Source organism: Flavobacteriales bacterium (assembly GCA_020435415.1).
Classification (GTDB): Bacteria; Bacteroidota; Bacteroidia; order JACJYZ01; family JACJYZ01; genus JACJYZ01.
This window is the reverse complement of record JAGQZQ010000001.1, coordinates 1-24542: the sequence shown is the minus strand read 5'-3', so window position 1 is coordinate 24542 and position 24542 is coordinate 1. Positions and strand designations below refer to the sequence as shown.

General features: G+C 47.7%; 22 protein-coding genes. 12 read left to right on the top strand and 10 right to left on the bottom strand.

What is annotated here, in order from left to right; genetic code table 11:
• From KDD36_00110 to secA, 6 genes are all read left to right on the top strand, one after another.
• The coding region (locus KDD36_00110) for a hypothetical protein (protein ID MCB0395021.1) at positions 1 to 1368 on the top strand (1368 nt) is incomplete at its 5' end.
• 4 nt (positions 1369 to 1372) lie between these two features.
• The gene (locus tag KDD36_00105; GenBank protein MCB0395020.1) at positions 1373 to 2194 is read left to right on the top strand and encodes a class I SAM-dependent methyltransferase; all 822 of its coding nucleotides are present in this window, start codon (positions 1373 to 1375) and stop codon (positions 2192 to 2194) included.
• Between the two features lie 78 nt (positions 2195 to 2272).
• Positions 2273 to 2986 carry an ABC transporter ATP-binding protein gene (locus tag KDD36_00100; protein ID MCB0395019.1) on the top strand — a complete coding sequence of 238 codons (714 nt, stop codon included), beginning with the start codon at positions 2273 to 2275 and terminating at the stop codon, positions 2984 to 2986.
• Positions 2983 to 3540, top strand: coding sequence for a cob(I)yrinic acid a,c-diamide adenosyltransferase (locus KDD36_00095; GenBank protein ID MCB0395018.1), 558 nt, complete (start codon positions 2983 to 2985; stop codon positions 3538 to 3540). The genes KDD36_00100 and KDD36_00095 overlap by 4 nt, the downstream gene beginning before the upstream one ends.
• Positions 3541 to 3729: 189 nt before the next feature.
• Positions 3730 to 3951 carry a DUF2795 domain-containing protein gene (locus KDD36_00090; GenBank protein MCB0395017.1) on the top strand — a complete coding sequence of 74 codons (222 nt, stop codon included), beginning with the start codon at positions 3730 to 3732 and terminating at the stop codon, positions 3949 to 3951.
• A 175-nt stretch (positions 3952 to 4126) separates the two neighbouring features.
• Entirely contained in the window at positions 4127 to 7462 is a 3336-nt protein-coding gene (secA, locus tag KDD36_00085) for a preprotein translocase subunit SecA (protein MCB0395016.1), read from the top strand.
• Between the two features lie 56 nt (positions 7463 to 7518).
• Here secA and KDD36_00080 read toward each other — a convergent pair whose 3' ends face one another.
• Positions 7519 to 7986 carry a hypothetical protein gene (locus KDD36_00080; protein ID MCB0395015.1) on the bottom strand — a complete coding sequence of 156 codons (468 nt, stop codon included), beginning with the start codon at positions 7984 to 7986 and terminating at the stop codon, positions 7519 to 7521.
• A gap of 183 nt (positions 7987 to 8169) precedes the next feature.
• Between KDD36_00080 and KDD36_00075 the strand changes: the two genes are divergently transcribed.
• Positions 8170 to 8790 (top strand): hypothetical protein, encoded by a 621-nt coding sequence (locus KDD36_00075; protein MCB0395014.1) that lies wholly within the window; start codon positions 8170 to 8172, stop codon positions 8788 to 8790.
• Positions 8791 to 8829: 39 nt separating this feature from the next.
• Here KDD36_00075 and KDD36_00070 read toward each other — a convergent pair whose 3' ends face one another.
• From KDD36_00070 to KDD36_00040, 7 genes are all read right to left on the bottom strand, one after another.
• On the bottom strand, positions 8830 to 9258 hold the full coding sequence (locus KDD36_00070; protein ID MCB0395013.1) for a hypothetical protein: 429 nt from the start codon (positions 9256 to 9258) through the stop codon (positions 8830 to 8832).
• On the bottom strand, positions 9255 to 10166 hold the full coding sequence (locus KDD36_00065) for a hypothetical protein (protein ID MCB0395012.1): 912 nt from the start codon (positions 10164 to 10166) through the stop codon (positions 9255 to 9257). The genes KDD36_00070 and KDD36_00065 overlap by 4 nt, the downstream gene beginning before the upstream one ends.
• 40 nt (positions 10167 to 10206) lie before the next feature.
• The gene (locus KDD36_00060) at positions 10207 to 13350 is read right to left on the bottom strand and encodes an ATP-binding cassette domain-containing protein (GenBank protein MCB0395011.1); all 3144 of its coding nucleotides are present in this window, start codon (positions 13348 to 13350) and stop codon (positions 10207 to 10209) included.
• Positions 13351 to 13534: 184 nt separating this feature from the next.
• Positions 13535 to 14947 (bottom strand): PQQ-dependent sugar dehydrogenase, encoded by a 1413-nt coding sequence (locus KDD36_00055; GenBank protein ID MCB0395010.1) that lies wholly within the window; start codon positions 14945 to 14947, stop codon positions 13535 to 13537.
• Between the two features lie 60 nt (positions 14948 to 15007).
• The gene (locus KDD36_00050; protein MCB0395009.1) at positions 15008 to 15421 is read right to left on the bottom strand and encodes an EVE domain-containing protein; all 414 of its coding nucleotides are present in this window, start codon (positions 15419 to 15421) and stop codon (positions 15008 to 15010) included.
• 186 nt (positions 15422 to 15607) lie between these two features.
• Positions 15608 to 16621 (bottom strand): T9SS type A sorting domain-containing protein, encoded by a 1014-nt coding sequence (locus KDD36_00045; GenBank protein ID MCB0395008.1) that lies wholly within the window; start codon positions 16619 to 16621, stop codon positions 15608 to 15610.
• Between the two features lie 235 nt (positions 16622 to 16856).
• Positions 16857 to 17597, bottom strand: coding sequence for a hypothetical protein (locus tag KDD36_00040; protein MCB0395007.1), 741 nt, complete (start codon positions 17595 to 17597; stop codon positions 16857 to 16859).
• A 592-nt stretch (positions 17598 to 18189) separates the two neighbouring features.
• On the opposite strand from KDD36_00040, the gene KDD36_00035 reads away from it, so the two are divergent.
• The 3 genes from KDD36_00035 to KDD36_00025 are packed head-to-tail and all read left to right on the top strand — an operon-like array spanning position 18190 to position 20265.
• A complete protein-coding gene (locus tag KDD36_00035; GenBank protein ID MCB0395006.1) occupies positions 18190 to 18447 on the top strand; it encodes a response regulator transcription factor in 258 nt (85 codons plus the stop codon).
• A 57-nt stretch (positions 18448 to 18504) separates the two neighbouring features.
• Positions 18505 to 18972, top strand: coding sequence for a response regulator transcription factor (locus KDD36_00030; protein MCB0395005.1), 468 nt, complete (start codon positions 18505 to 18507; stop codon positions 18970 to 18972).
• Between the two features lie 30 nt (positions 18973 to 19002).
• On the top strand, positions 19003 to 20265 hold the full coding sequence (locus KDD36_00025; protein MCB0395004.1) for a histidine kinase: 1263 nt from the start codon (positions 19003 to 19005) through the stop codon (positions 20263 to 20265).
• 719 nt (positions 20266 to 20984) lie between these two features.
• Here KDD36_00025 and KDD36_00020 read toward each other — a convergent pair.
• Together KDD36_00020 and gmhA are read right to left on the bottom strand one after the other, a co-directional pair.
• Positions 20985 to 22526 carry a YifB family Mg chelatase-like AAA ATPase gene (locus KDD36_00020; GenBank protein ID MCB0395003.1) on the bottom strand — a complete coding sequence of 514 codons (1542 nt, stop codon included), beginning with the start codon at positions 22524 to 22526 and terminating at the stop codon, positions 20985 to 20987.
• 118 nt (positions 22527 to 22644) lie between these two features.
• Positions 22645 to 23208: a D-sedoheptulose 7-phosphate isomerase gene (gene gmhA / locus KDD36_00015; GenBank protein MCB0395002.1), complete on the bottom strand. Its 564-nt coding sequence runs from the start codon at positions 23206 to 23208 to the stop codon at positions 22645 to 22647.
• Positions 23209 to 23343: 135 nt separating this feature from the next.
• Between gmhA and KDD36_00010 the strand changes: the two genes are divergently transcribed.
• Both KDD36_00010 and KDD36_00005 read left to right on the top strand, forming a co-directional pair.
• Positions 23344 to 23829 (top strand): hypothetical protein, encoded by a 486-nt coding sequence (locus KDD36_00010; GenBank protein ID MCB0395001.1) that lies wholly within the window; start codon positions 23344 to 23346, stop codon positions 23827 to 23829.
• Positions 23830 to 23985: 156 nt separating this feature from the next.
• Positions 23986 to 24450, top strand: a complete 465-nt coding sequence (locus KDD36_00005) for a hypothetical protein (GenBank protein ID MCB0395000.1) — start codon at positions 23986 to 23988, stop codon at positions 24448 to 24450.
• Positions 24451 to 24542: the final 92 nt, after the last annotated feature.

Sequence of the window (24542 nt, the reverse complement as noted above, 5' to 3'; positions counted from 1 at the left end):
GTGAATATCAGTAATTATGATTTCATGAATGACAGAGGTAAGAAAGATAAGAAGGAAGAGAAGTCTGAAGAACCGGAACAAGTGACGGCAGCAGCAGACAGCACTGATGCCGATGGAAAGGAATTTAAATTGCCGATACAGCGAAATTATGAGCGCACCTTTTATGTCAACCAGTTGGTGAGCCAGCTCGACAATAATTTCCTGAATTCGAACTACCAGACATTTACCGGAGGAGGTGCGATCTATATGTCTGACCTGAATGCCCTGTTTAAATTCGGAATTTCCGATGTGATGGAAGATTATAAAATCACCGGAGGGTTCAGGTTGTCCGGAGATTTTAGCAGCAATGAATACATGCTCAGTTTCGAGAATCTGAAAGGCAGATTGGATAAGCAGCTCATATTTCATCGTCAGTCGTTCCTTCTCGGATCAGATATCTCCAGGGTGAGGTCACATATGCATGAGCTGAGTTATCGTTTGAATTGGCCCTTTAATGAAGTGCTGAGTGCACGTTTCACTTTTGTGTACAGGAATGATAGAAATGCGTTCCAGGCCGTTGACTTCAGAAGTTTGCAGGTGGGTAATATCAATACCAACCGTGCGGGGATTCGTTCGGAACTGGTGTTTGACAACACCCGAAGCAAAGGGCTGAACCTGTTGCTGGGAAGCAGGTGGAAGATATGGGGAGAATATTACAATAACCTGGACATCATGGGCAGTCTGCGCGGTGATGTGATCGCACGGTTAAACCCCACGGACCAACGGATTTTTGTGGTCGGGGCGGATTTCAGGCATTATATGAAATTGCACAGGGAGATCATTTGGGCCAACCATTTCGGTGCAAGTACTTCCATGGGAACTCAAAAGCTGATCTATTACCTGGGTGGGGTAGACAACTGGTTGTTCCCGAAGTTTGACAATGACATTCCTATTGATTACAGTCAGCCGTATGTTTTCCAGACATTGGCAACCAACATGAGGGGCTTTATCCAGGGTGTAAGAAACGGGGTAAGCTTTACAGCGCTGAACTCTGAAGTCAGGATACCGGTCTTCCGTTATTTCTTTACGCGACCCATCAAGTCTGATTTTCTATACAACTTCCAGGTGGTTGCCTTCGGGGATATCGGTACAGCCTGGACCGGTAAAACACCATACTCCAATGACAATTCTTTGAATACAAAAACCATCTACCAAAAGCCCGTGACCGTTTCATTGTTTCGGCAGATTGAGCCAATCGTTGCCGGATACGGTGCCGGACTACGCGCCAGGGTTTGGGGTTACTTCCTGAGAACGGATTGGGCCTGGGGGATTGAAGATGGGGAGATATCAAAACCAGTGTTTTACCTTTCACTTAGCCTGGATTTCTGACCGGGTGAAAATCGTACCGGAGTTCCGGTACGTATTTCCGATTATGGATCAATTGAATGCCGTCGCCAAATACATCCGTTATCTGTCTAAAGCCAGGACCAGACATGGCATTCATTCCCCTTTCGTTTACCGGTTTATCGAAGAGGTGATCAGGAACCGGTCTCATTTCTACATATTTGATGAGATCAGGGTACGCCGCAATGAATTGAAGTACGATAACCGTATGATCAGAATCGCTGATTTCGGTGCGGGTTCCGGACAGATGGGTAATCATGAAAGAAAGGTCAGAGATATACTAACACACAGTGCCATGCCTGAACGTTGGGGGAAATTGCTCTACCGCTTGGTACGCTTCGTTCAGCCGGATTCTGTTCTGGAACTCGGCACTTCTCTTGGAATGGGTTCCGCCTATCTTTTCAGTGCATGTCCTGATGCAAAAATGATCAGCCTGGAAGGTTGTCCCCAAACGGCTTCTGTTGCACAGGAGACTTTTGAAAAGTTGAAATTGAATGCCAAAATAGGTATCGGTGAATTCTCGGAGACATTACCCGATGCACTCGCTGAAATTTCCGGATTGGGTCTGGCTTTTATAGATGGTAACCATCGTTACGAGCCAACGATGAAATACTTTGAAGCATGTATGCCGCATGTTCAGGAACATTCGGTATTGGTCTTTCATGACATACACTGGTCCCCCGGGATGGAGGCGGCATGGAACGAGCTGAGGGAAGATAGTCGGGTGACCGTTTCACTCGATCTGTTTCACATGGGTATATTGTTCTTCAGAAAAGAGCAAACCAAGGAACATTTTGTGTTGAGGTATTGACCGTATCCGGACCGCCATCTTTTATTAACTTTGACTGTTCAGGCCTGAAAAATGCCTGTAGAAAAGATTATGGAAACCATCATTGCTCTTCGTCAGATTGCACGACATTATGTGTTGGGAAGCGAGCTTGTCAAGGCATTGCAATCGGTCTCTGTGGACATTTACCGAAATGATTATGTCGCCCTCATGGGGCCTTCGGGATCCGGGAAATCTACCCTGATGAACATTCTTGGCTGTTTGGATACACCTACTTCAGGATCTTACATACTCAACGGCACCGATGTCAGCCGCCTTTCAGATAACCATCTGGCGGAGATCCGCAATAAGGAGATCGGGTTTGTATTCCAGACGTTCAACCTGTTGCCACGCTATACCACCCTGGAGAATGTGGCCTTGCCCCTGGTCTATGCCGGTGTTGAGAAAGAGGAGCGCATCCGGAGAGTGACCGAAGTATTGGCGGACGTTGGCTTGAGCGATCGGGCCAATCATAAACCCAATGAGCTCTCCGGAGGTCAGAGACAAAGAGTGGCTGTGGCACGGGCCTTGGTCAACAGGCCATCCATCATTTTGGCGGATGAACCCACCGGAAACCTGGACACAAAAACGTCCATTGAGATCATGGGTTTATTTGAAGAGATCCATAGCAAAGGCAATACGGTCATACTTGTGACCCACGAAGAAGACATTGCTGAACATGCACATCGCATCATTCGTTTGCGTGATGGTCTGATCGAAACGGATCAACAAAATTCGAACATCAGAAAGGTAAGTGAACGCAAGCATATCGCATGAAGATATACACCAAAAAAGGGGACACAGGCATGACCAGCCTGTTCGGTGGAAGCCGCCTTCCGAAGTCACATGATCGGATCGAAGCATACGGTACGGTGGATGAACTGAATTCCATGATGGGTATGCTGCGGGATCAGGACGTGGCCACGGATCAGAAGGCCATCCTGCTGGAAATTCAGGACAGACTGTTCACCATCGGTTCACATATGGCAACGGATCTTTCAAAAAAAAATCTACACCTCCCGGGTGTCAACCTGGTCGATGTGGAGGTACTCGAAAAGGAGATCGACAACATGGAAGCCGAACTGGAACCTATGAAGTCGTTTGTTTTGCCGGGAGGACATGTTTCTGTTTCATGGTGTCATCTGGCCCGCTGTGTTTGCAGAAGGGCCGAACGCGCCACCGTGGCCATTACCGAAGAGTTCTCTCATAAGGAAGTGATCCTGGCCTACCTTAACCGGTTGTCCGACTACTTGTTTGTATTGAGCAGGGACTGGACCAGAAAATTGCAGGTGGATGAGATTCCCTGGAAACCGAGAATGCAACAAGACTGATTAATCCCCGTCTATTTAATTCCATTGGTTTACAAAGGCTTAGGCCGATGTTAGCAAAATCGTCGTAAAATGACTTCCATCATTCATAGAAATTTTTACATTTGCCGGCCCGGATTTATTTTAATTCCGGGCTAACCATTTGCGTGTTTTTGCGTTAAGCAATTTTGAATACAAAAAAAGAAGAAAGAAATGTACTGGACACTAGAACTTGCTTCATACCTGGAAGATGCTCCGTGGCCGGCTACGAAGGACGAGCTGATTGATTATGGCATGAGGTCCGGCGCACCGTTGGAGGTAATAGAAAATCTTCAGGAGATCGAAGATGAAGGGGAGATTTACGAAAGCATCGAAGAAATCTGGCCTGACTATCCATCCAAAGAAGACTTTTTCTTTAATGAAGATGAATACTAGGCATAGGCCGAACAAGCATTCAGAAGGGCTGTCATATAGACAGCCCTTTTTTTTATTATCCTGCCCTTAGGTCCGGCCCGGACTGACACAATACCCGATTGTGTCATATGGTCCGCATTTTGAAGCTAAATTGCTTTACTTTGCAAGACCTTAGTAGACTTAGTTCAAGGAAATCATGTTAGGAAGCGTTAGTAATATTTTAAAGGGCATTCTCGGAAATAAATCTGACCGGGATATTCGGGAAGTTGAACCCCTGGTGAAAAAAATCAATGAAGTGTATGGTACGCTCCAGGGTATCAGTCACGACGAACTCCGTGCCAAGACCGTGGAGTTCAGACAACGCCTGAGTGAAGCCACCCGCCCCATGAGGGAAGGCATAGAAGAACATCAAAAGGCATTAAACGGCCCCGAAACACTGTCGGTGGAAGAAAGGGAAAAGCGATACGATGATATTGACAGCCTCAAGGAAAAAATCAAGGTGCAAACCCGTGAAGAACTGGATGCGCTTCTTCCGGAAGCTTTTGCGGTGATCAAAGAAACAGCACGACGGTTTAAGGAAAATCCCTTCATTGAAGTTACCGCTACGGACATGGACCGCGACCTGGCTGCTGCCAGATCCAGTGTGGAGATCAAAGACTCCAAAGCAGTGTATGCCAACAAGTGGATTGCTGCCGGGAACGAGGTTACCTGGGATATGCTTCACTACGATGTTCAGCTCATAGGCGGCATTGTTCTGCATCAGGGTAAGATCGCGGAAATGGCAACCGGTGAAGGTAAAACACTGGTGGCTACATTGCCCGTTTATCTGAATGCACTTACCGGAAATGGTGTACACCTGGTGACGGTGAACGATTACCTTGCCAAACGGGATGCCGAATGGATGGGTGTCCTGTTTGAGTTTCATGGTCTGAAGGTGGACTGTATCGATAAGCACAGGCCCAATTCGGAAGAACGTAAAAAAGCTTACCGCGCAGATGTGACCTACGGAACAAACAATGAATTCGGTTTCGATTATCTGCGGGACAACATGGCACATTCGCCCGGTGACCTGGTACAAAGGGATCATGCCTTCGCCATCGTGGATGAGGTCGATAGCGTTCTTGTGGATGATGCCCGAACACCCCTGATCATTTCAGGCCCGATTCCTAAAGCGGACAAACATGAGTTCCATGACCTTAAACCGCGTGTGGAAAAGTTGGTGAGTGCACAACGTGCCTACATCAACACTGCCCTTGCCGATGCTAAGAAATTACTGCAGGCCGGAGGCAAGGAGAATGAGAAAGAAGGCGGCATGGCCCTGCTGCGATGCCATCGCGGACTGCCAAAGAATAAAGCCCTTATCAAGTACCTGAGTGAACCCGGCGTCAAATCAACCCTGGTCAGCACCGAAAATTTCTACATGCAGGATCAGGGCAAGGAAATGCACAAGGTGGATCAGGAATTGTTTTTTGTGATCGACGAAAAACACAACACCATTGAGCTTACCGAAAAAGGAATTGACCTGATCACAGCCTCGGGTGAGGATTCCAACTTCTTTATCATGCCGGATGTGGGTTCAGAGATTGCCGAACTGGAGAAGGCTTCTCTTCCGGATCAGGCCAGGGCAGAGAAAAAAGGGGAGCTGATGAGGGACTTCACCGTGAAAAGCGAACGTATTCACACCCTCAACCAGTTGCTGAAGGCATATACCCTTTTCGAGAAAGATGTGGAGTATGTCATCATGGATGGAAAGGTGAAGATCGTGGATGAGCAGACAGGCCGGATCATGGAAGGACGTCGATATTCTGACGGATTACACCAGGCCATCGAAGCCAAGGAAAATGTGAAGGTTGAAGCCGCCACGCAAACCTATGCCACCATTACCCTGCAGAATTATTTCAGAATGTATGACAAGCTGGCCGGTATGACCGGAACCGCGGAGACGGAAGCTGGTGAATTCTGGGAGATATACAAGCTGGATGTTGTGGTGATCCCCACCAACCGCCCGATCCAGCGAAAGGACATGCAGGATAAGGTTTACAAGACCAAACGTGAAAAGTACAATGCGGTCATCGAAGAGGTGGAAGAGCTGACCAAGGCGGGTCGTCCGGTACTTGTTGGTACCACATCCGTTGAGATATCGGAATTGTTAAGCCGCATGCTGAAGATCAGAAACATTACACACAGCGTGCTGAATGCCAAGCTTCACCAGAAGGAAGCCGAAGTGGTTTTGCAAGCCGGTTTGGCCGGGCATGTAACCATTGCCACCAATATGGCAGGTCGTGGTACGGATATCAAACTGGGACCCGGTGTGAAGGATGCCGGTGGATTGGCCATTGTGGCGACAGAACGCCATGACTCACGAAGGGTGGACAGGCAGCTTCGCGGTCGTTCCGGCAGACAGGGTGATCCGGGATCATCACAATTTTTCGTGTCTCTGGAAGACAACCTGATGCGGCTTTTTGGTTCGGAACGCATTGCAAAAATGATGGATCGTCTAGGGCTGGAAGAAGGAGAAGTTATTCAGCATTCCATGATCACCAAATCCATTGAAAGAGCGCAGAGAAAAGTAGAGGAGAATAATTTCGGGATCAGGAAAAGACTGCTTGAATATGACGATGTGATGAACTCACAACGTGAAGTGGTTTACAAAAGAAGACACCATGCCCTTTTCGGGGAGCGGCTGTCCGTAGATATTTCCAATATGGTCAATGATGTTTGCTTAAGCCTCATTGATGAATACCAGGGATATAGGGATGTTGAAGGCTTTAAGCTGGAACTTTTAAGGGTACTCTTCGCCGAAGTAGATTGGAGTGAAGAAAAATTCCTGCAGAGCAAGCCTGATGAACTGGCTTCGGAATTGTATGAGAATGTTTGGGGACGATATGAAGAAAAGTCCACCGTGCTTGCCCAAAAAGCATTCCCGGTGATCAAGGATGTGTTCGAGAATAACGGAGATAAGTATGAAAATATCGTGGTGCCATTCAGCGATGGCATAAAGACCTTACAGATCGTTTGCAATCTGAAAGAAGCTTATGAATCTTCAGGTAAAACACTGATTCGTGCATTTGAAAAAGGAACGGTACTTGGGTTGATCGATGAGGAGTGGAAAGAGCATCTGCGTGAAATGGATGACCTGAAATCATCCGTACAGAATGCAGTGTACGAACAGAAAGATCCCCTGTTGATCTACAAACTCGAATCATTTGAATTATTCAAACAAATGCTGGACCGCGTCAACCGTGATGTGGTCTCCTTCCTGTTTCAGGGCAACCTGCCCGTTCAGGATACCGCCATGGCCCAGGCACCACCGCCACCAAGACAGACAGAAGTTAACCTGAAGGAAAGTCGCCCTGAAGGGTTGCAGTCTCAGGGAATGCCGTCACATGGACAGTCAGCAGTAGCGGAGGCTGCGGTTGAGGCGCCCCCGAAGGCAGAACCGGTCAGGGTAGAGAAAAAAGTTGGAAGAAATGATGCATGTCCCTGCGGTAGCGGAAAGAAATACAAACATTGTCATGGTAAAGCAAGCTAAGCAGGAATGCTCCTGAGAACATTCCTGCCTTGCTCGGCACGCCAACCACTCGAAAGCTATTGAGGAGGGAGATCCAGGCTGATTTTGTCGGCGGATTTATGTGGATGATTTGACTTTCTCACTTGCCCCAGCGCCTCTTCCAGTTTCTCAAAAAGTTCTGATTTATTAAGAACCGCTGAAATTCCGGAATGGGCCAGGTAACTGGAGTGTGCTTTATTTGGTTCTGAAGACAGCAGCAGGATGGCGGGAATCCGTCCCTCCTGATTTCGTTCCTGTAATTTCATTTCCTGATGTGCTGTCAGAAGTCGGTCATCCAATATGACAATGCCCGTTTCTCTGGACTCCAGCTGCTGGTAAAGGTCATCCAGGGCAACCGCGCTTCCACCGAAAGTAAATCCACGGATGGAAGCGATCAGTTTCTTTACACAGGAAAGAATGAACTCGTTGTTCGTGACGACGAAGACGGGTGCGGACGGTTGCTTATGTAAGGGTGACCTCATGCCATTCCTTAAGGCAAGCTCCATTCCATAACGGATAATTTATATTAACTGTTTTTAATTCAGTTGATTACGTTTTATGGAGAATCTTGTAACTGTCCCAATTCGGGACAGTTGAACCAACAGGGGAACAGGATCACGTCCAACAGCTTTGGACTTCTTGATGTGATTCTGTAAATTGCCTGCTCCTGAACAGAGTGTAGATAAACCATGAGAAAGTCCTTTGCCCTTGCATGCCTTTTATTAGGTATGAGTACCACTATAGCTGTGGCCCAGAATAAATCCATCGATCCGATCCAAGCCCAATATGCAATAGGCATAAGGGCAGGTGATCCATTTGGCCTTACGGTCATTGACAAGCGTACGGATCATGCCTTCGAGTTCAGCGCCGGCCTTGCCTCCTTTGCCGGACTCTATCACTATTATGAAAAGAACTTTGAGAGATGGCGGGGCTTTAATGATTATACCTACCGGGACTCCCAAAAAAATTACGGCTACAGTCTGCAATTGCATTACCTCCGCTACCGTGAACTCGGAACCTGGTTACAATGGTATTACGGTGGTGGCGGACAAATGAGGTTTTTCTCAATCTGGTACGAATACGACGTGTCATATTATGATGTTGTTGCCAAACAAAACAAACAGGAAGTTTGGAATGCAACAGCGGTTGAGAAAGACATGGGCGTGGATCTCGTGGCGGGCATTGATTATACATTTGCCGGAGTACCGCTTAATGTATTTGTGGATGTGACAGGTTATGTGGAGTTATGGGAAAACCCGGGTAAGCCATTGCTCCAGGCAGGTATCGGGTTGAGATATATACTTGAATGAATGTTTCAGGGCGAATTCCTTTCTGCCCTTTCCGCCTGACTACCTGTTCTTGAATCCCAGCGAAACCACACCACAAGTAGCGGCACCGTAATCAAATGAGAATTTGATGTGGTAAATTCCGGTGGCTGTGCAGGGGAAGGCGATCTTTGAATAGTGCTTCTTGCTCTTCTGACTAAAGCTGCTTGCGATCAGCTGTTTTCCCCGGTAAATATTCACGATCATACGCGCATCCCCACTGTTCTCGTCACAAATATTAATCAGGTAAGTGGTGCTTTTATTGAACATGTAGGCATATTCCTTCTTGACATCCGCATCCGTAATATTGAAGAATTTGACCAGTGAGAAATTGTCCATCAAAGCAGCACACTGCTGGTTCAGCTTTTTTGAATCACATGTACCGTTGGTACTTGACGGTAATAATACGATTGCTGCAAGTCCGCATAACAAAATGATCAGGGCTTTCTTCATGGCGCTTGCTTTGTTAAATGGGTTCTGATATTTTTTATGGCCACTGTAATACCGTTAAACTGGTTCGGTGTGATAGCCACATTGCTCTTACTGTGATCGACCACGGTAAGGACCCCATCAATTTCTTCTAATGTTGATTCTGCTTCTTCTACACTAATTTCCACGCCTGCGAATGCCTCCTTCATGGGAGCCATCTTGGTCAGCAACTCCTGGAAATAGGGTTGCTGTTTATATACGGACAACAATGCTTCAAGGTTATCCAATACCATTTTCTGCTCACCGATCCGGTCCATCAGGTCTTCCGGTGGATCGGGCATGGAAGAAATGACTTGTGTGGCAATGTACAAAGCTTCCGTCCAGCCGCCGTAAAGAATCAGTGCGCTTATCACACCACGGTTTTTATCCTTCAGGTAGGAGTCCATATCCTCAAATCCCCTGGTGGTAATGTTGATCAGCGAGTCCAGGTTGTCCTGATTGGAGGTCATGCGTTTCATTGTCTTGAAATCGAAGAACTGACCTACTTTCAGACCGTCGGCCAGTCTTTTTATCACATTCAGGTATTCCACCGCGATGTGGTTCTTCTTGTATACATTGATGTATCCCAGATCCGCACCATATACACCAAGATTGCTGGCCATTTCAAATGCGGAAGCATAATCATCCGACATGTCCAGATCATGCAGTAAAGTCTGACTGAACTGGGCGCCGGTGGATTCCAGAAATGACGACATCACCAGGGGAGAAGGCACCGTCTTTACGATATCATCCACCACATCATTGGAAATAGTGCTGGTGTCTATATCCATGTTTTGAATAAGGGAATCCAGCTGGGCCGTCACCTGTCCGTCGTCCCCACCGGAACATCCTGCCAGATATACCACGCAACAGCACATTATTATTCTTCTCATCATAACGTTCACGTTTTGACCGGACAGTGAAAGTAAGAAATTATTCATGTTTTCCAGCTTCGGTCTCAGGATTCGCAGAAGTGCCTGCAACGGATGTCCTTGTCGTCTTCGGCAAAACCGGGCTTCGCTGGCCCATGCGGAATCCTTCAAAAAATTGCACCAGCCTTCTCAGCCACTCATAATAGAGGGTGATGTAAAGGAACAGCGTAAGTGCCCATAAGGCTACCAGGTTAAAGTAAAATGTATCCGTGAGGGTGCCGAAGAGGTGCTTTTTGGGTGTAAAGAAGGGACTTGAAACGGAGAAGTATCCGGTCTCCGCCCTGGCATCGCGGTATATGGGGTCGTTGACCTGCAGCAGTCTTTCATTCCGGATCACCACCTTGTATTTGGCAAAACGCTTCTTGACCACATCCGCCAGATAATCATTGTAATAATCGTCGCGAAGTTTTTTTAACAGGGAATCCTTTTCGGTATTGGCTGAGAGGTTGCTCAGAATCAATTCCTTCCTCATGATCTGGGAATTGTAGGCCAGTGTGTACTCAGCGCTTATTTTTTCCAGCGTGGAACGTGCAGTCTCGAACGAAGCGGGCTTGTAATTATCAATGTCAAGGCCGCTGAGGTCAACCGCTTTCAGCTTTGGGTTGGAGATAACCTCCAGGTTGATCTCATTCCTGGCGACATTGAGCAGGCTTTGTGTCTGCTGATCAGCGATACCTTCATTGATCTGTTTCTCGGATTGATCCAGTATCCTGGTGATCTCCGTTACAAAATAGCTTTGCTTGAAATCGAATTGACTTTCTTTCTTTTCTACTTCATAGAAGAGTTTTTGATATCTGTTGTTCACAAACTGATTCACCACCAATCCTTCATATCCCCATCTGGCAGGCATGAACTGGGCAATCAACGGAACACGGTAGCCCCCGCCAATCGCGCGGTTCAGGTTCTCAAAACTGAACATGGCGCCACCGAGTATCATTTGCGGAATGATCAGCAGGGGAATGATCACGTAAATGGCCACCGCAGAATTCATCGCAGAAGAAAGGTTCAGACCGAGGAGATTGGCGAGGGAAGACAGCGTAAAGACCATTAACCAGTACTCCCAGAACATTCCCTTGATCCCGATAATGCTGTTGCCAATCCATACGAACATTAATGCTTGCAGGGCGGATATACTGAATAAGATCATGATCTTGGACAGCAGGTAGGAGCTTCTGCTCAGGTGAAGGAATTTTTCACGCTGAAGGATCTTCCGGTCTTTAAAAAGTTCTTCAGCACTTACGATCAGACCTACAAAGAGAGAAACGATCACGGTCATGAATATATAGGCCGGTATATTCTCATTGTTGCGATAGATGTACTGACTTGTGTCGGGGTTGTCGATGTAGGTGACGATAAACGACAGGAACAACGCCAGCAGGGGAGCCTCCAGCATAGTGATCAGGAGGTATTGCCGGTTGCTGAGTTTCGAGAAGAGGTCGCGTTTCAGAAAGATAAGTGCCTGTTTGAGTTTGGCAGGTACATAAAATTCCTTGGGAGGATTTTCATCCACTTCGGTGATCGGTTCCGGTTCTACTTTAGCCCTGAAGCGGGACTCCCATTCTTCCGGTGTGATCTTGCGCTGGTCCGTCAGTTCACCGTATTCATTCACAACCCTGGATTCAACAATACTGAAGATCTCATCCGGCCGGATGGTTGACAGGTCCGGTTTGACATTGATCTGATGATCCTGCTCCTTGAAGTAGGAAACAGCTTCAACGGGATTTCCGTAGTAAATGAGGTGTCCGCCTTTGTCTATAAAGAGGATCTTATCCAGCATTTTATAAATCTCTGATGAAGGCTGATGGATCACCACAAAGATCAATTTACCTTTCAGGGTCAACTCACGCAGGAGATCCATGACATTCTCAGAATCCAGTGACGACAGTCCGGATGTAGGCTCATCCAGGAACAGCACAGATGGCTCACGGATAAGTTCAAGACCGATGTTCAGCCTTTTGCGTTGCCCGCCGCTGATCACCTTATTCAGTTCATTTCCTACAATGAGATCCTTTACGGCCGTCAACCCCAGGTTTTCCAATACATTGTCTACCTTTTTACGGATCTCCTTACGGGTGAGGTCACGGAAACAAAGTTGTGCGTTGAAGTACAGGTTCTGATAAACCGTGAGTTCTTCAATCAGAAGGTTGTCCTGAGGTACAAGCCCGATCACTCCCTCAATGCGCTTGCTCTCATGGTGAATGTTGATACCATTGATCCTGACCTCACCGGATGACGGTTTTTCGATTCCGGAAAGCACATTCAATAAAGTGGTTTTACCTGCACCGCTGGATCCCATGATGGCCACTAGTTTGCCAGGGCCCTCCGTCAGGTTAATGTCATGTAAACCTATTTTGCCGTTCGGGAAACGGAAGTTCACATGGTCTACCGCATAAGAAAGCTTGATCGATGTAAACCCCTCCAGGAAGCGGGAGGTCACGTCATTAAAATAAATGGGACGGCTGTTGGAAGAGCGGATGGTACTGCTGTTTGCAAAAAGATAAATGCGATCATTTCGCAGGGTCATGTCATTCAAACGAACATCCTCGAAGCCGATGAACCTCAGAAAATACAGATTGATGCTCGGTACTTTCAGGATGATGAGACTTGCATTGCGCAGCGGCTCATAGTTGATGAATTTGACCTGCTTACCGGGTTGGTTCCTATTGTAACCGATGATGAGCAGAAAGTGCTCGTTGAGTTGAGAGGGCTCATCATGCGTAATGAAAGACTGGATCAGCTTGAATTCTTCATTGCTGATGTTGAATACACCGGCCACCATATCAATAATGGCCATGCGTTGTTCGGAGAAATTGCGGTCGGAGCTTACGAATTCGAACAGGCGCACCAGTACGATCACCTTTTGCTTTTGGGTAAGAACACTATTGATCTGTTTACAGATACCGATCGTTCTTACCGAATCACCGACGGAAGTGAGCTTTCTTTTTTTAGGTTTTCCATCCGCACCTTCGGCTTCATCCGCTGCCAGGTTTTCGAACATTTGGAAATATTCCTCCACCATTTCCTGGGGCAATTCCTGCTCGAGAAATCCGCGTACATAGGATCGTTCCTTTTCCGTAAGCCCGTCATCCTGCTTGGCGATAACGGCGAAAAGTTGCATCAGGGAGCGGAGGATATCTTCACTCATAAGCAGGTTTTTGCAAGGATTGGTGCATTAAATACCACACGCCCCTGAAGTTCAATGATTGATACAGGGTGCCAAAATAATAGGTGTTCTTACGGTAAATTCGGGAAATGGTTCAGCATCTTACAAACAGTGGTGTTGCGATTGTGACACAATCGAATGACAGCGCAGGGAACAACCATTATCGTTACTTTACCAAGACAAACCTGCCTGCATCGCGCCGCCCGTCCTCGGCCGTGATTACGTAGAGATATGCACCCGGCGGAAGTGTGCTCACATCCATGTAGCCTTGCTGCCCTGTCCACGATGATTCCTTTACAACATGTCCCACGGAATCCATGATCTCAATCGTATGCTCACGGTTGGTCGCGCCATTGGTTCTGATATTCAGTCTGCCCGTTGAAGGGTTAGGGAATAGGTTGTAGGAAGAAGCACGATGGGTTCCTGTTGGAATGCCGGTGGGGGAGTAATTGGCATTATACAGCTTGATGATCCTGTCATCAGCTGAAATGGGAAACCCATTGTTGGCACGCCCGTCCCTGTTGCTGGTGGAAATATAAATATCACCGGAAGGAGAGATACAGAGGTCGCGGAGTCTTCCATAATCATCATTGAGGTGGATCACTTCGGAAAGGATCGTATCTCCGGCTGCATTCAGTTTGAATACCCTGAAGTCATCGCTTTTAAGGGTAACGAGGAGCAGCGAATTTTGCCATTCCGGAATGGCCTCATGGTCATAATAGTCGAGTCCTGCCAGGGCAATGGTGGGTGTCCAGGCACGGATGGGTTCCACAACATTGTTGTTGTTGCAAAATGTGATTTCCGGACTTGAATTGCAATAACCTTCCACATCTGGCCAGCCGTAGTTTTCACCGACTGAGATGATGTTGATTTCATCATCATTGTTCGGGCCGTGCTCGGAACTGTATAAAATACCGTTGGATGCCCACACCAGGCCTTGTGGATTACGGTGTCCGAAGGTCCATACATAACTTCCGTTATCCGGATTGTCGCTGGGAATGCTGCCATCCGTATTAATGCGAAGTATTTTTCCGGCAACGGTGTTCTGGTTTTGAGGATTGGAGGTGTTCTGAGCATCTCCGGTGGTCATGTAAAGTTTACCATCCGGCCCGAACATGAGCCTGGAACCATTGTGATTGCCATTTCCTGGAATGTTATCGATCAGGATGGCCGGGTTTATCAATGCATTGTTCTGGTAACGGTAGCGTACCAGCCTTTCACGTATGCTGGATCCATTGTAGTAAGTATACACCAGGTAAACAAATGCAGAATCCGGATTTGTAAAGTCCGGATGAAGCGCCATGCCCAATAATCCGGACTCGCTGGTGTGATATACGTCGGATATAACCAGCAGTGTGTCGCGGATGCCTGTTTCCGGGTCTACCCTTCCAACGCGACCGTCATCCCTTTCCGTAAACCATATGAGGTCGTCCGGACCCCAGAGGATTTCCCACGGGACGTCAAGGTTGGTGGCGATCACTTCTTCTGAAACAACAGTGGAATCGAGCGTGATCTGGCCATGGGATGTGAGTGCACACAAGGAGAGTGAGCAGGTCAGTATGCAGAGATATTGTTTCATGGTGGTGGGTTTTGGTTTATTGTCATCCGAAAAGCACCACAGGAACACCCCGTTTAATACCTAAAGAGTGGTCTTGCCCATTTTAAGGATGACGTCAAATTCCTTTTTCCTGATTGGCATGACAGACAACCTGCCGATGCGCACAAGCGCAATATCCTTGAGCTTAACTTCCGCTTTCACAGCGTCAAGTCCTATCGGCTCGTTCATTTTTTTTACCGGAACGAGATCCACTGCCACCCATCGGTCGTCATCCGTGGTGGGGTCAGGGTAATGTTCCCGCTGAACTTTGGCTATGCCTACAATGTTTTTGCCTTCATTGCTATGATAATACAAAACAACATCGCCTTTCTTCATGTCCATCAGGTGCAGTCTGGCGGCATAGTTTCGCACCCCATCCCAGCATGTTTTTTTATCCTTAAGCAGTTGTTCCCAGGCGTATGTTGATGGTTCTGATTTTACAAGCCAGTAATTCATTCACGGTAAATTTTGAATTCAACTCATCCAAGGTTAGGGATTTTTTCTTGAAATTAACAGTAAATGAGTCGTGGAATTTTTGCCTGGAAAAAAAGTGTTGCGCGGGAATGTTCAGTGTAGAAGGTGGTATAGGGAACATTCCCGCGCAACGATTGGCATGGAGGGAGGTAACGTTTCGTCCGGATGCTAGCGGACAATATGATGCCCGCTTTGGTTACCGTCAGTGTCACTTACACTGACATGGTAAACCCCGGCGGGAAGTGCGGACATATCCAAAGTTTGGGATACGGTTCCGGGCGAGCAGGTTTTATCTATAACCAGCCGTCCGGTGTTGTCGATCAAACGGATTTGTTGAACATGTGTCTGAGATTCCCAGGTGATGGTCAATTGATCCCGGACCGGATTGGGGTATGCGTGAAAGCGGATTTTGGATGCCTCTTCTTTGATGCCCACAGTCTGAAAATAATCCAGTACATCTTTTACGGCTTCATCCACGGCACCCTGCGTATTCAGCATGGCGGCATTAAAATAATAGGCAAGCACCTGATAGGTTCCGTTATCAAAATAGGTGGCTGAAGGGTATCCGCTCAGGGTGTAGGTACCTGGCCCCATTTCATAAACCACCTGCGTACCTGCAGCGGGAGTGCCCCCGTCGCCCCACCATAGGGTAGACCACACGAATGTCAGAGGGGTTTGATCTGTAATGGTATGACCGGACGCAAGATCCATTTGTGGTACGCCCTCATTGCTGTCGTTTCCGTAAGATTGCACATCGTAGCTGTCGATGCCGAAAAGAACAGCAGCCTGATCGGTAGAATTGAAGTATACCGGTGGCGCATCATAGAGGTCGTAAAGAAAATCGTTTCCGATGACCCAGAGTGCACCGCCGCTATTAAGGTATTGGTATAACTCCTGGTTGATGGTATCCATTCCTCCCCACAACTGGAGGTCCACTCCATTGCTGCCGGTATACCAGATCACCAGGTCGATGCCGGACATGTCGGTTGCAAAAGTGGGACTGGCGACCATTGTTGCAGCATCAAATGTGGTGAAGTTGTGTCCGCTGTTGGTCAGTGCGGTGGTAAGATTGGCATTGCCTGCGGAGTCAATATCCGTGTCTACAACATAAAGCACATTGAGTTGTGCCTGGGAAGTAAGGCTGAGGCAAAGGGCAGCCAGTGCAGTATAGAGTTGTTTCATATCAATGGTGTTTTGGTTGACTACTGCACAAAGATTCGGTAAGAAATGAGGGCGATTCAACCCAAAACAGAAGCGGATTAGGAAGTGTCCGTGTTTTGATTTTGACTTACATGGTTGATTCTCAATAACAAAAAAAGCCCGATATAGGGCTTCTGATTCCCTTTACCGGGTGGATGGAAATAAAAAAGGAGCCTTGATTCAAGGCTCCTTTTCAGTTGTAAGGTATGGTCAGTTCTTACCAGACGGTAATGTTGTATGTATTTCCGTTGATGGTAAGGGTGGCTTTATGGTTGCCAAGGAACTGAATGCTACCAACGTAGTTGTATGATACACCGTTGGAATTGCTACCAGTCAGAACCAGATTGGCAGTACCACTTTGGGTCATACCCAGGAAGCGGGTTACTGAAACGTTATTTACATCCAGATCGATGGAGCCTTTGGCAGAGAAAGAATTGCCGTTGTCATCGGTCAGGGTGTGGTCACCGTTCCTGTGAAGTTTACCATTGAAAAGTACATCGGTCAGACCTGGCTCCAGGTTAGAAACGGACCAGTCAGCGTTGCATTGGTATGCAGAAGACAAATGCGGACCGGTATAATTTCCGCTTTTGTTGGTTACCAGTTGCACGGTTTGCAAATCCTGACTTGGGTTGCAAACATATGAGTTGGCATAGTCCAGGTAGAAGTCCCAGCTGATGTTAAGTCCTGAAGCAGAATGTTGAATGGTGTCGGTGATGGTCGTATCACACAGGGCGAATACGGTCACGGCTTCTGTACCATTTTTCTTTGTAGGGAAAACCAAACGTTGGGTGAGGCTTCTCAGTTCCCAGCTCAAACCGCCGTAATCTTTGGATACGCTCGCACTTACCACCTCGGCAGCTTGCGATTCAGTGATGCCTTGCTGCTGTTCCTTTTCCTTGCTACAAGCAGCCATGATCATCACCGCCGATACCGCAAGATAAACCCTTGTTCTCTTCATGGGAGTTCGTTTTATAATGTTAAGATAAAAATCGAAAAGTGTTACACGGAGGCCATCGGATGCATTTCTTTAAGCCGTAAGCTCATCAAATCAATAGAGCAAGTTTACAAAACGCAACAACACGGGTCAAATCTTTTTATATGTAAATGTTAGAGCCCTGAGGTGAGGTGTTATTGATTTAATTAGTTGAATGTTAATAAGTTGAAGTTGTATTAATTTCACCTTTGAATCATGTGGTCAAGGTAAGATTAACAACACGCAATAGGTGTTTTTACCTTGAATTTAAGCCTCAATGACGGCCAAAATACCAGGTGTATTTGCCCTTGTAACCAAATTCTTTTCGGGTAATTGTTCCGTTTTACGTCCTGGGATTGCGGTAATAAGAAGGGAACTCCGGATCAAATAAAACGTTTCCGGGAAGTTTCTGGGTGAAAAAAGTTTTACGCAAGTTTAACCTGTGCGTATCACATTTATTTGTGGATTTATTGGTCCGTATGGCCCACCAATCGTACATTTGTGGCTCGGTATACGTTCATCAAGCAGGTGTACGTTATTATTTGGGTATCAGGAGGTGAAGTCAATCCTTTCGTAAGTGCCTGCCATTCTTAATGCAGAACAAAGTATGGTTTATTGTGTCATTATTGAAGATCAGCCGGCAGCGGCTGAAGTAATACAGCATATTTTAGATAAGAATTTCACCGACCTGAAGGTGGCGGGAATTGCACGGAATTCAGAAGAAGGAGTAAAGCTTATTCGCAGTAAATCCCCTGACCTTGTACTTACCGATGTGGAACTTCCGGGAGGCAGTGGTTTTGATGTGCTGAACATGACCTCCGATCAATTTTATTAAACCATTTTTATTTCAGCGTTTGAGCATTATGCCATCCGGGCCATCAAAGCGCACGCGGTGGATTACGTGATGAAACCTGTTGATGAACAGGAATTGGTCAGGGCGGTGTGCAAGGCGATGGAGAGAATTAGCCAACAGTCACCGTCCGATGATCAGCCGTCGGAAAAGAAAAAAGGCCGACTCATTCTGAGTAACAACCAGGGGATGATATTTACCCAGGCCAGTGAGATCATCCGGGTGGAGGCGGATAGCAATTACAGTACCTTTTATCTGACAGACAATGAGCGTTACATGATATCAAGAACGTTGGGCTTTTACGAAGATATTCTCAATGCTTATTCATTCTATCGCGTTCATCAGAAACACCTGGTGAATCTGAACTACGTAAGGAAGTTCATCAAAGGCGAAGTTGATCTCGTGGAAATGTGCGACGGCAGCAAGGTGGAAATTTCCCGTCGAAAGAAGACACGCTTTCTTGAATTGATGAAAGTACACGAAGATGCCCAGGAACGGGTACAGGATTAGGTCGCGGAAAGGTCTGCCGCAGAACATCTGATGCTCCGGGAATCCTCCAATCAAACGCTCGAAAAGAAGTACTGGGTCGAAACAGGGCAACGCATTCTGGTGCCGTTCAGAATTTGTTGTGTGATCGGAATACTTCTGAATATCATGGGTGCATACGCCGACCTCGGTCTGCTTGACGAAGCCCATGCACACCTGGTGTGGTTCAGGGCAGGTATCCTCGCTTATTCGGTTGTTGGAATGTGTTTGTCCTTCTTGTGGCGGAGGGGGATCATGAAGTATTTTCAGGAGCTTTTCTCTGGCGCCATCATCATCAATGTCGTTCCCCTGGCTGTGGTTTCCGCCCGAACCGGTGGATTAGACAGTTACTACCAGATCGACATCATGCAATTGCAAATGGCCTTTATTACTTTTCTTCCGACAAACAGGAAGATCGGTGTCTCAACCATCCTCATCACGGGCATTGTTTTTTTTGTTGTGAACGCGATCTGGGCGCCTGAATCAGCAGACTCCGTGGTAGGGATTGTGAATGTGCTGGTCACCATGGTCATTTGTCTGTTCGGTCACCATGTCATTCTTTCAAACAGACTGGAGAGCTACATCAAGAATTCGGAATTGGATAAAGCCAACCTCGACCTTGAGCAGAAGAGTTTGCAGCTGAAGATCAATCCACATTTTTTCTTTAATGCGCTCACCTCCATCCAGCGTTTTACAATGACTAATGATAAGGACGAGGCCACCTCTTATCTCACCAAATTTGCGCGCCTCATGCGCCAAACCCTGAACCATGCCCGTACCAGTTTTGTTCCCCTGGATGAAGAACTGGAATCCATGCGGCTGTATGCAGAACTTGAACTGCTGCCTTACCGGGGTAAACATGAGTTTAAGATGAACGTTGATTCCCGGATCAACACCGCCGACCTGGAGGTGGTGCCCATGTTAATGCAACCCTTCATAGAGAATGCGATTAAACATGGTATTCATCATAAAAATGACGGAGGATTGGTTCAGGTATCCATCGTACCACAAGACGGACAACTGCAATGTACGGTGGAGGACAATGGCATTGGTCGTAAGAAGGCCATGGTGTTTGGTGGTGGCGGTAACCACGATTCTGCCGGACAAGAAATCACCACCAGTCGCCTGGAACTGATCCATCGCATGCTGGGCACGCACAGCAACTTTCTGATCGAGGATCTGCACGATGATTCCGGAAAGCCCCGGGGAACGCGTGTTTCATTTGCCATACCGACTAAGCGGTTGAATATTCCTGTTGAATCAGCGGGTCAAGGGTAAATTCTCCGAACCAAGACAGGATGAAGGTGATGAAATTCTGATTCAACTTCATTCTTAACTCTTCATTCTTAATTATGTGAAGGGGCTGGCCGGTGAGGTTAGTCCCTTTTTTTGATAACAAGTTTTGCTGAATGGTCTCCGGGAAATCAATGATTTGGTAGGCTTGAAGTTTAGTGATTACGTGCGATTGTTGGTTTTGACATGTGTAAAGAATGTGGGGGGGACATTAAGTGTAGAATGACGTTGATTAAGTATTTCGCTAAATAATTTATTAGGAGTCTATGCTATTTAAATTTTTGCTTTATTTCTTAAATAAGCCTCCCTCGCTATCGCTGATTTAAGCGAGTGAACGTTTAATCCGTACCGATAATTTAGGCATTTATTCAGGATGGTCTTTCATTTATATACCATGTGCTCAAACCATTTTCAGATTTTCAAATCGTCACATTAACACATCACCACATTTTCAAATTGTCACATTATCAAATCACCCCATCACCACCTCACCGCATCACCCACCAGCCTTCCAACGTAACAGCCCTACCCTTCGGCTGGCAGGCCAGCCTTCCGGTGCAACGGCCCAACGCTTCGGCTGGCAGGCCCGCCTGCCCTGTAATGGCATTGGCATCGGCCGGCAGGTCACCACATCATCACATTTTCAAATCATCAAATCATCAAATCACCACATCACCACATCACCCCATCACCACATTAACAAATCACCCCGCCCATCCTTCCCTATCCAAGCTCCGGTAGTGGATTGCTTCTGACAGGTGTTCCGTTCTGATGTCCGCGCTGCCTGACAGGTCGGCAATGGTGCGGGCTACTTTCAGGATGCGGTCATAGGCGCGGGCGGAGAGTCCGAGTTTATCCATGGCCTTGTTGAGGAGTTGTTTTCCCTCCTCATCCACCCGGCAGACTTTTCTGAACTGTTTTGAAGACATCTGGGCATTGCAGTGGATGCCGGCGGAAGATGCAAAACGTTCCTCCTGGATCCTGCGGGCGGCGATGACCCGTTCCCGTACGGCGGCACTTTTCTCTGAGATGCGATCTTCGGAAAGTTCGGATACGTTCACGGGTGTCACTTCCACGTGCAGATCGATGCGGTCGAGGAGGGGGCCGCTGATGCGGTTCAGGTATTTCTGTACGATGCCCGGGGCGCACACACAGTCTTTGTCGGGGTGGTTGTAAAAACCGCAGGGGCAGGGATTCATAGAGGCGACCAGCATGAAGCTGGCGGGGTAGTCTACGCTGACGCGTGCCCGGGAGATGGTGACCATGCGTTCCTCAAGGGGCTGGCGCATGACTTCCAGCACGGCGCGTTTGAATTCGGGGAGTTCATCGAGGAAGAGGACGCCATGGTGTGCGAGGGAGATCTCTCCGGGTTGGGGATAGCTGCCACCGCCGACCAGGGCCACATCGCTGACCGTGTGATGTGGAGCGCGGAAGGGGCGTTCGGTGATCAGCGGTGTGCCGGTGGGCAGGCGTCCTGCCACGGAATGTATTTTGGTGGTCTCCAGTGCTTCGGTCAGGTCCAGGGGCGGGAGGATGGTGGGGAGCCTTCTTGCCAGCATGGTTTTACCGGCGCCGGGTGGACCGATGAGGATGATGTTATGTCCGCCGGCGGCTGCGATCTCCAGCGCCCGCTTGATGTTCTCCTGGCCTTTCACATCTGAGAAATCGGCGTCGGAGGTGTGTGTGTTCTGGCTCAGGTAATCTTCAGGCCGGCAGGTGATGGCCTGCATGCCGGATTGCGTGTTGTTAAAGAATCCGATCACATCAAGGATATTCCGGGCGCCGTATACCTCCAGGCCTTCCACGATGGATGCTTCGCGTGCATTGTCTTCCGGGAGGATGATGCCCCGGAAGCCTTCTTTCAAAGCTTGCACGGCGATGGGCAGCGTACCGCGTATGGGTTTGAGTCCACCGTCGAGGGACAGCTCTCCCATGATGATGAATCGGTCCACTTCGTTGTGTGTGATCTGGCCAGTGGCAGCCAGGATACCGATGGCCAGGGTCAGGTCGTAGGCGGCGCCTTCCTTGCGGATATCTGCCGGTGCCATATTGATCACAATTTTTTTTCCGGGAATCCGGTAGCCCACATTCTTGAGGGCGGCTTCGATGCGTTGGTGGCTCTCCTTCACGGCGCTGTCTGCCAGGCCGACGAGGAAAAAGTTCACGCCGGTATCCACGTTCACCTCCACGGTAATGGTGATGGCATCCACCCCGTGAACGGCACTGCCATGGGTCTTAACAAGCATTTTTGGGTAAAATTACCGGAAGGTCGTTGTGTGGTGGACCAATGTTCTACCGAAAATCACCCGTGTAACATTTGGTCGGCATTGAGGCATTTTACCTCACCAAATCACACATCACACATCACCAAATATCCTCCAGCCCGGCGATCACGGCATGGATGATCTTGATGTGCATTTCCTGGATACGGTCTGCATATCCGTTGTGGGGCACGCGAACCTCTATATCGCAGAGGCCGGCAAGTTTTCCACCGTCCTTTCCGGTCAGGGCGACCACCTTCATTCCCATGGAGCGGGCTTGTTCGGCTGCCTTGCATATGTTGGGAGATTGACCGCTGGTGCTGATGGCCAGCAGCACATCACCGGGTTTGCCCAGGGCTTCCACCGCCCTTGCAAATACTTCTTCATATCCGTAGTCATTGGCCACACATGAAAGGTGTCCGGGATCGGAGATGGCCATGGCGGCCATAGGTTTTCTGTTTTCGCGGAACCGGCCGGTAAGCTCTTCGGCAAAGTGCATCGCATCGCTCATGGAGCCACCGTTTCCGCAGGTCATGATCTTACCACCTCCTTTAAGAGAGGCGGACATCAGACTTATTACTTCACCAACTTTCGCCACGCCCCCGGATGCAAGGAAATCATCCAGTAAAGCCCTTGCTTCCTCAAAATGAGTTTTTATGGAGTCCATGGTAAGTTTGGTCGATTTTGTAAAGGCAAAGTTAATAAAAACGAAGTTGCAGTATTGTGTTTAGAAACTGCATTCTCTATATTGGGCTACGTTTCCGTAAGGAAATGTATTGGAACGCGCTTAACTAAATTTTTCGTGAAAGTCATCAAGCATATCATAGGTGCATGCACATGCATGCTCTTCCTGATGGGAATGTCCGAACCTGTAAGCTCTCAGAACCCGGATGACCTGGATTGTTTTCAACAGTGGGAGCAGGTATTTCTGGATCGAGGTGCATATGATGTGGAGGACGGCGAATACAATGATGTGATCGTGACCATCAGGTCCAAGGTGAAACGATCCGAAGATGACTACATCATGGAAACCGTTACCAAGTGTTATTCAGGGAAAGCCACCGTATTGGAAGGCAAGGTGAGTGAGATCTTCATCAAGGTGGTAGATAATTCCTATGAGAAGCTGGATAGGAAATTCAAGTATTTCAATCAGGACGCAACCATAGAGAACGGAATGACCCGGAATATTGTGACGAAAGAAGGAGAGCTGATCAACGTGATCTTTTCCGGAAAGCTGAAACCAAAGAGTCCGGATAAGGCCATTTCGAAAGCAGAAAGTGCACAATGAGATGGAATGGCCCGGCATTTGTAATTAACTGTATTTGGAGGTATCACAATAATTGGCTAAATTGAAACTTTGACGCTTGCCGCGGAGTATAGAGAGTGATACCGCGTAGAATGTAGAATAGAGTTAGGTAAAGGATCAAAATACAGAGCAAAATTCATGAAAAAAATTTGTTTCTCCCTGTTGTTGGCACTGGGTACGTATGCAGGCGCATGGGCCCAGGCGGATTCTGACTGCTTCACCAAATGGGCGGTCCTGTTTGAAAAAAGAGGATCCGAACCCGTCCCCGACGGTGAATATGAAAATGCGATCATCTCCATCAGGAAAAACATATATGATGAAGAAACCGGCCTGACAGAAACCATCATCAATTGCTATTCAGGAAAGGCTGTGGTAGAAGGCGGAAAGGTCACCGGAATGTTTCTCAGACTGGTGGATAATTCCTATGAGAAGATAGACAGGGACTACAAATACAACATCGATGCGGTCGTAGAGAACGGCATCTCCAAAACACGCGTTACCAAATCAAATGAACTGATCAACGTGATATTCCCGGACAAGCTGAAGCCGAAAAAGCAGGCTTACCAGGAAGCGCCGCCGCCACCTCAGTATGCGGAAGAATAGTTAGAGTAGGCAGGAGGCAGTTGGCAGGAGGCAGTTCGAACGATATGATAAACCGGGAAAGTTTTACTTCCCAGTTTTTTTATTGAATCTGC

Bases quoted from the DNA above. Each gene is read 5' to 3' on its own strand.
- KDD36_00080 (MCB0395015.1), bottom strand. From the start codon at position 7,986: ATGGAGCTTGCCTTAAGGAATGGCATGAGGTCACCCTTACATAAGCAA.
- KDD36_00095 (MCB0395018.1), top strand. From the start codon at position 2,983: ATGAAGATATACACCAAAAAAGGGGACACAGGCATGACCAGCCTGTTC.
- KDD36_00075 (MCB0395014.1), top strand. From the start codon at position 8,170: ATGAGAAAGTCCTTTGCCCTTGCATGCCTTTTATTAGGTATGAGTACC.
- KDD36_00060 (MCB0395011.1), bottom strand. From the start codon at position 13,350: ATGAGTGAAGATATCCTCCGCTCCCTGATGCAACTTTTCGCCGTTATC.
- KDD36_00050 (MCB0395009.1), bottom strand. From the start codon at position 15,421: ATGAATTACTGGCTTGTAAAATCAGAACCATCAACATACGCCTGGGAA.
- KDD36_00070 (MCB0395013.1), bottom strand. From the start codon at position 9,258: ATGAAGAAAGCCCTGATCATTTTGTTATGCGGACTTGCAGCAATCGTA.
- KDD36_00025 (MCB0395004.1), top strand. From the start codon at position 19,003: ATGCTCCGGGAATCCTCCAATCAAACGCTCGAAAAGAAGTACTGGGTC.
- KDD36_00055 (MCB0395010.1), bottom strand. From the start codon at position 14,947: ATGAAACAATATCTCTGCATACTGACCTGCTCACTCTCCTTGTGTGCA.
- KDD36_00065 (MCB0395012.1), bottom strand. From the start codon at position 10,166: ATGAGAAGAATAATAATGTGCTGTTGCGTGGTATATCTGGCAGGATGT.
- secA (MCB0395016.1), top strand. From the start codon at position 4,127: ATGTTAGGAAGCGTTAGTAATATTTTAAAGGGCATTCTCGGAAATAAA.
- KDD36_00040 (MCB0395007.1), bottom strand. From the start codon at position 17,597: ATGAAGAGAACAAGGGTTTATCTTGCGGTATCGGCGGTGATGATCATG.
- KDD36_00090 (MCB0395017.1), top strand. From the start codon at position 3,730: ATGTACTGGACACTAGAACTTGCTTCATACCTGGAAGATGCTCCGTGG.
- gmhA (MCB0395002.1), bottom strand. From the start codon at position 23,208: ATGGACTCCATAAAAACTCATTTTGAGGAAGCAAGGGCTTTACTGGAT.
- KDD36_00045 (MCB0395008.1), bottom strand. From the start codon at position 16,621: ATGAAACAACTCTATACTGCACTGGCTGCCCTTTGCCTCAGCCTTACT.
- KDD36_00005 (MCB0395000.1), top strand. From the start codon at position 23,986: ATGAAAAAAATTTGTTTCTCCCTGTTGTTGGCACTGGGTACGTATGCA.
- KDD36_00020 (MCB0395003.1), bottom strand. From the start codon at position 22,526: ATGCTTGTTAAGACCCATGGCAGTGCCGTTCACGGGGTGGATGCCATC.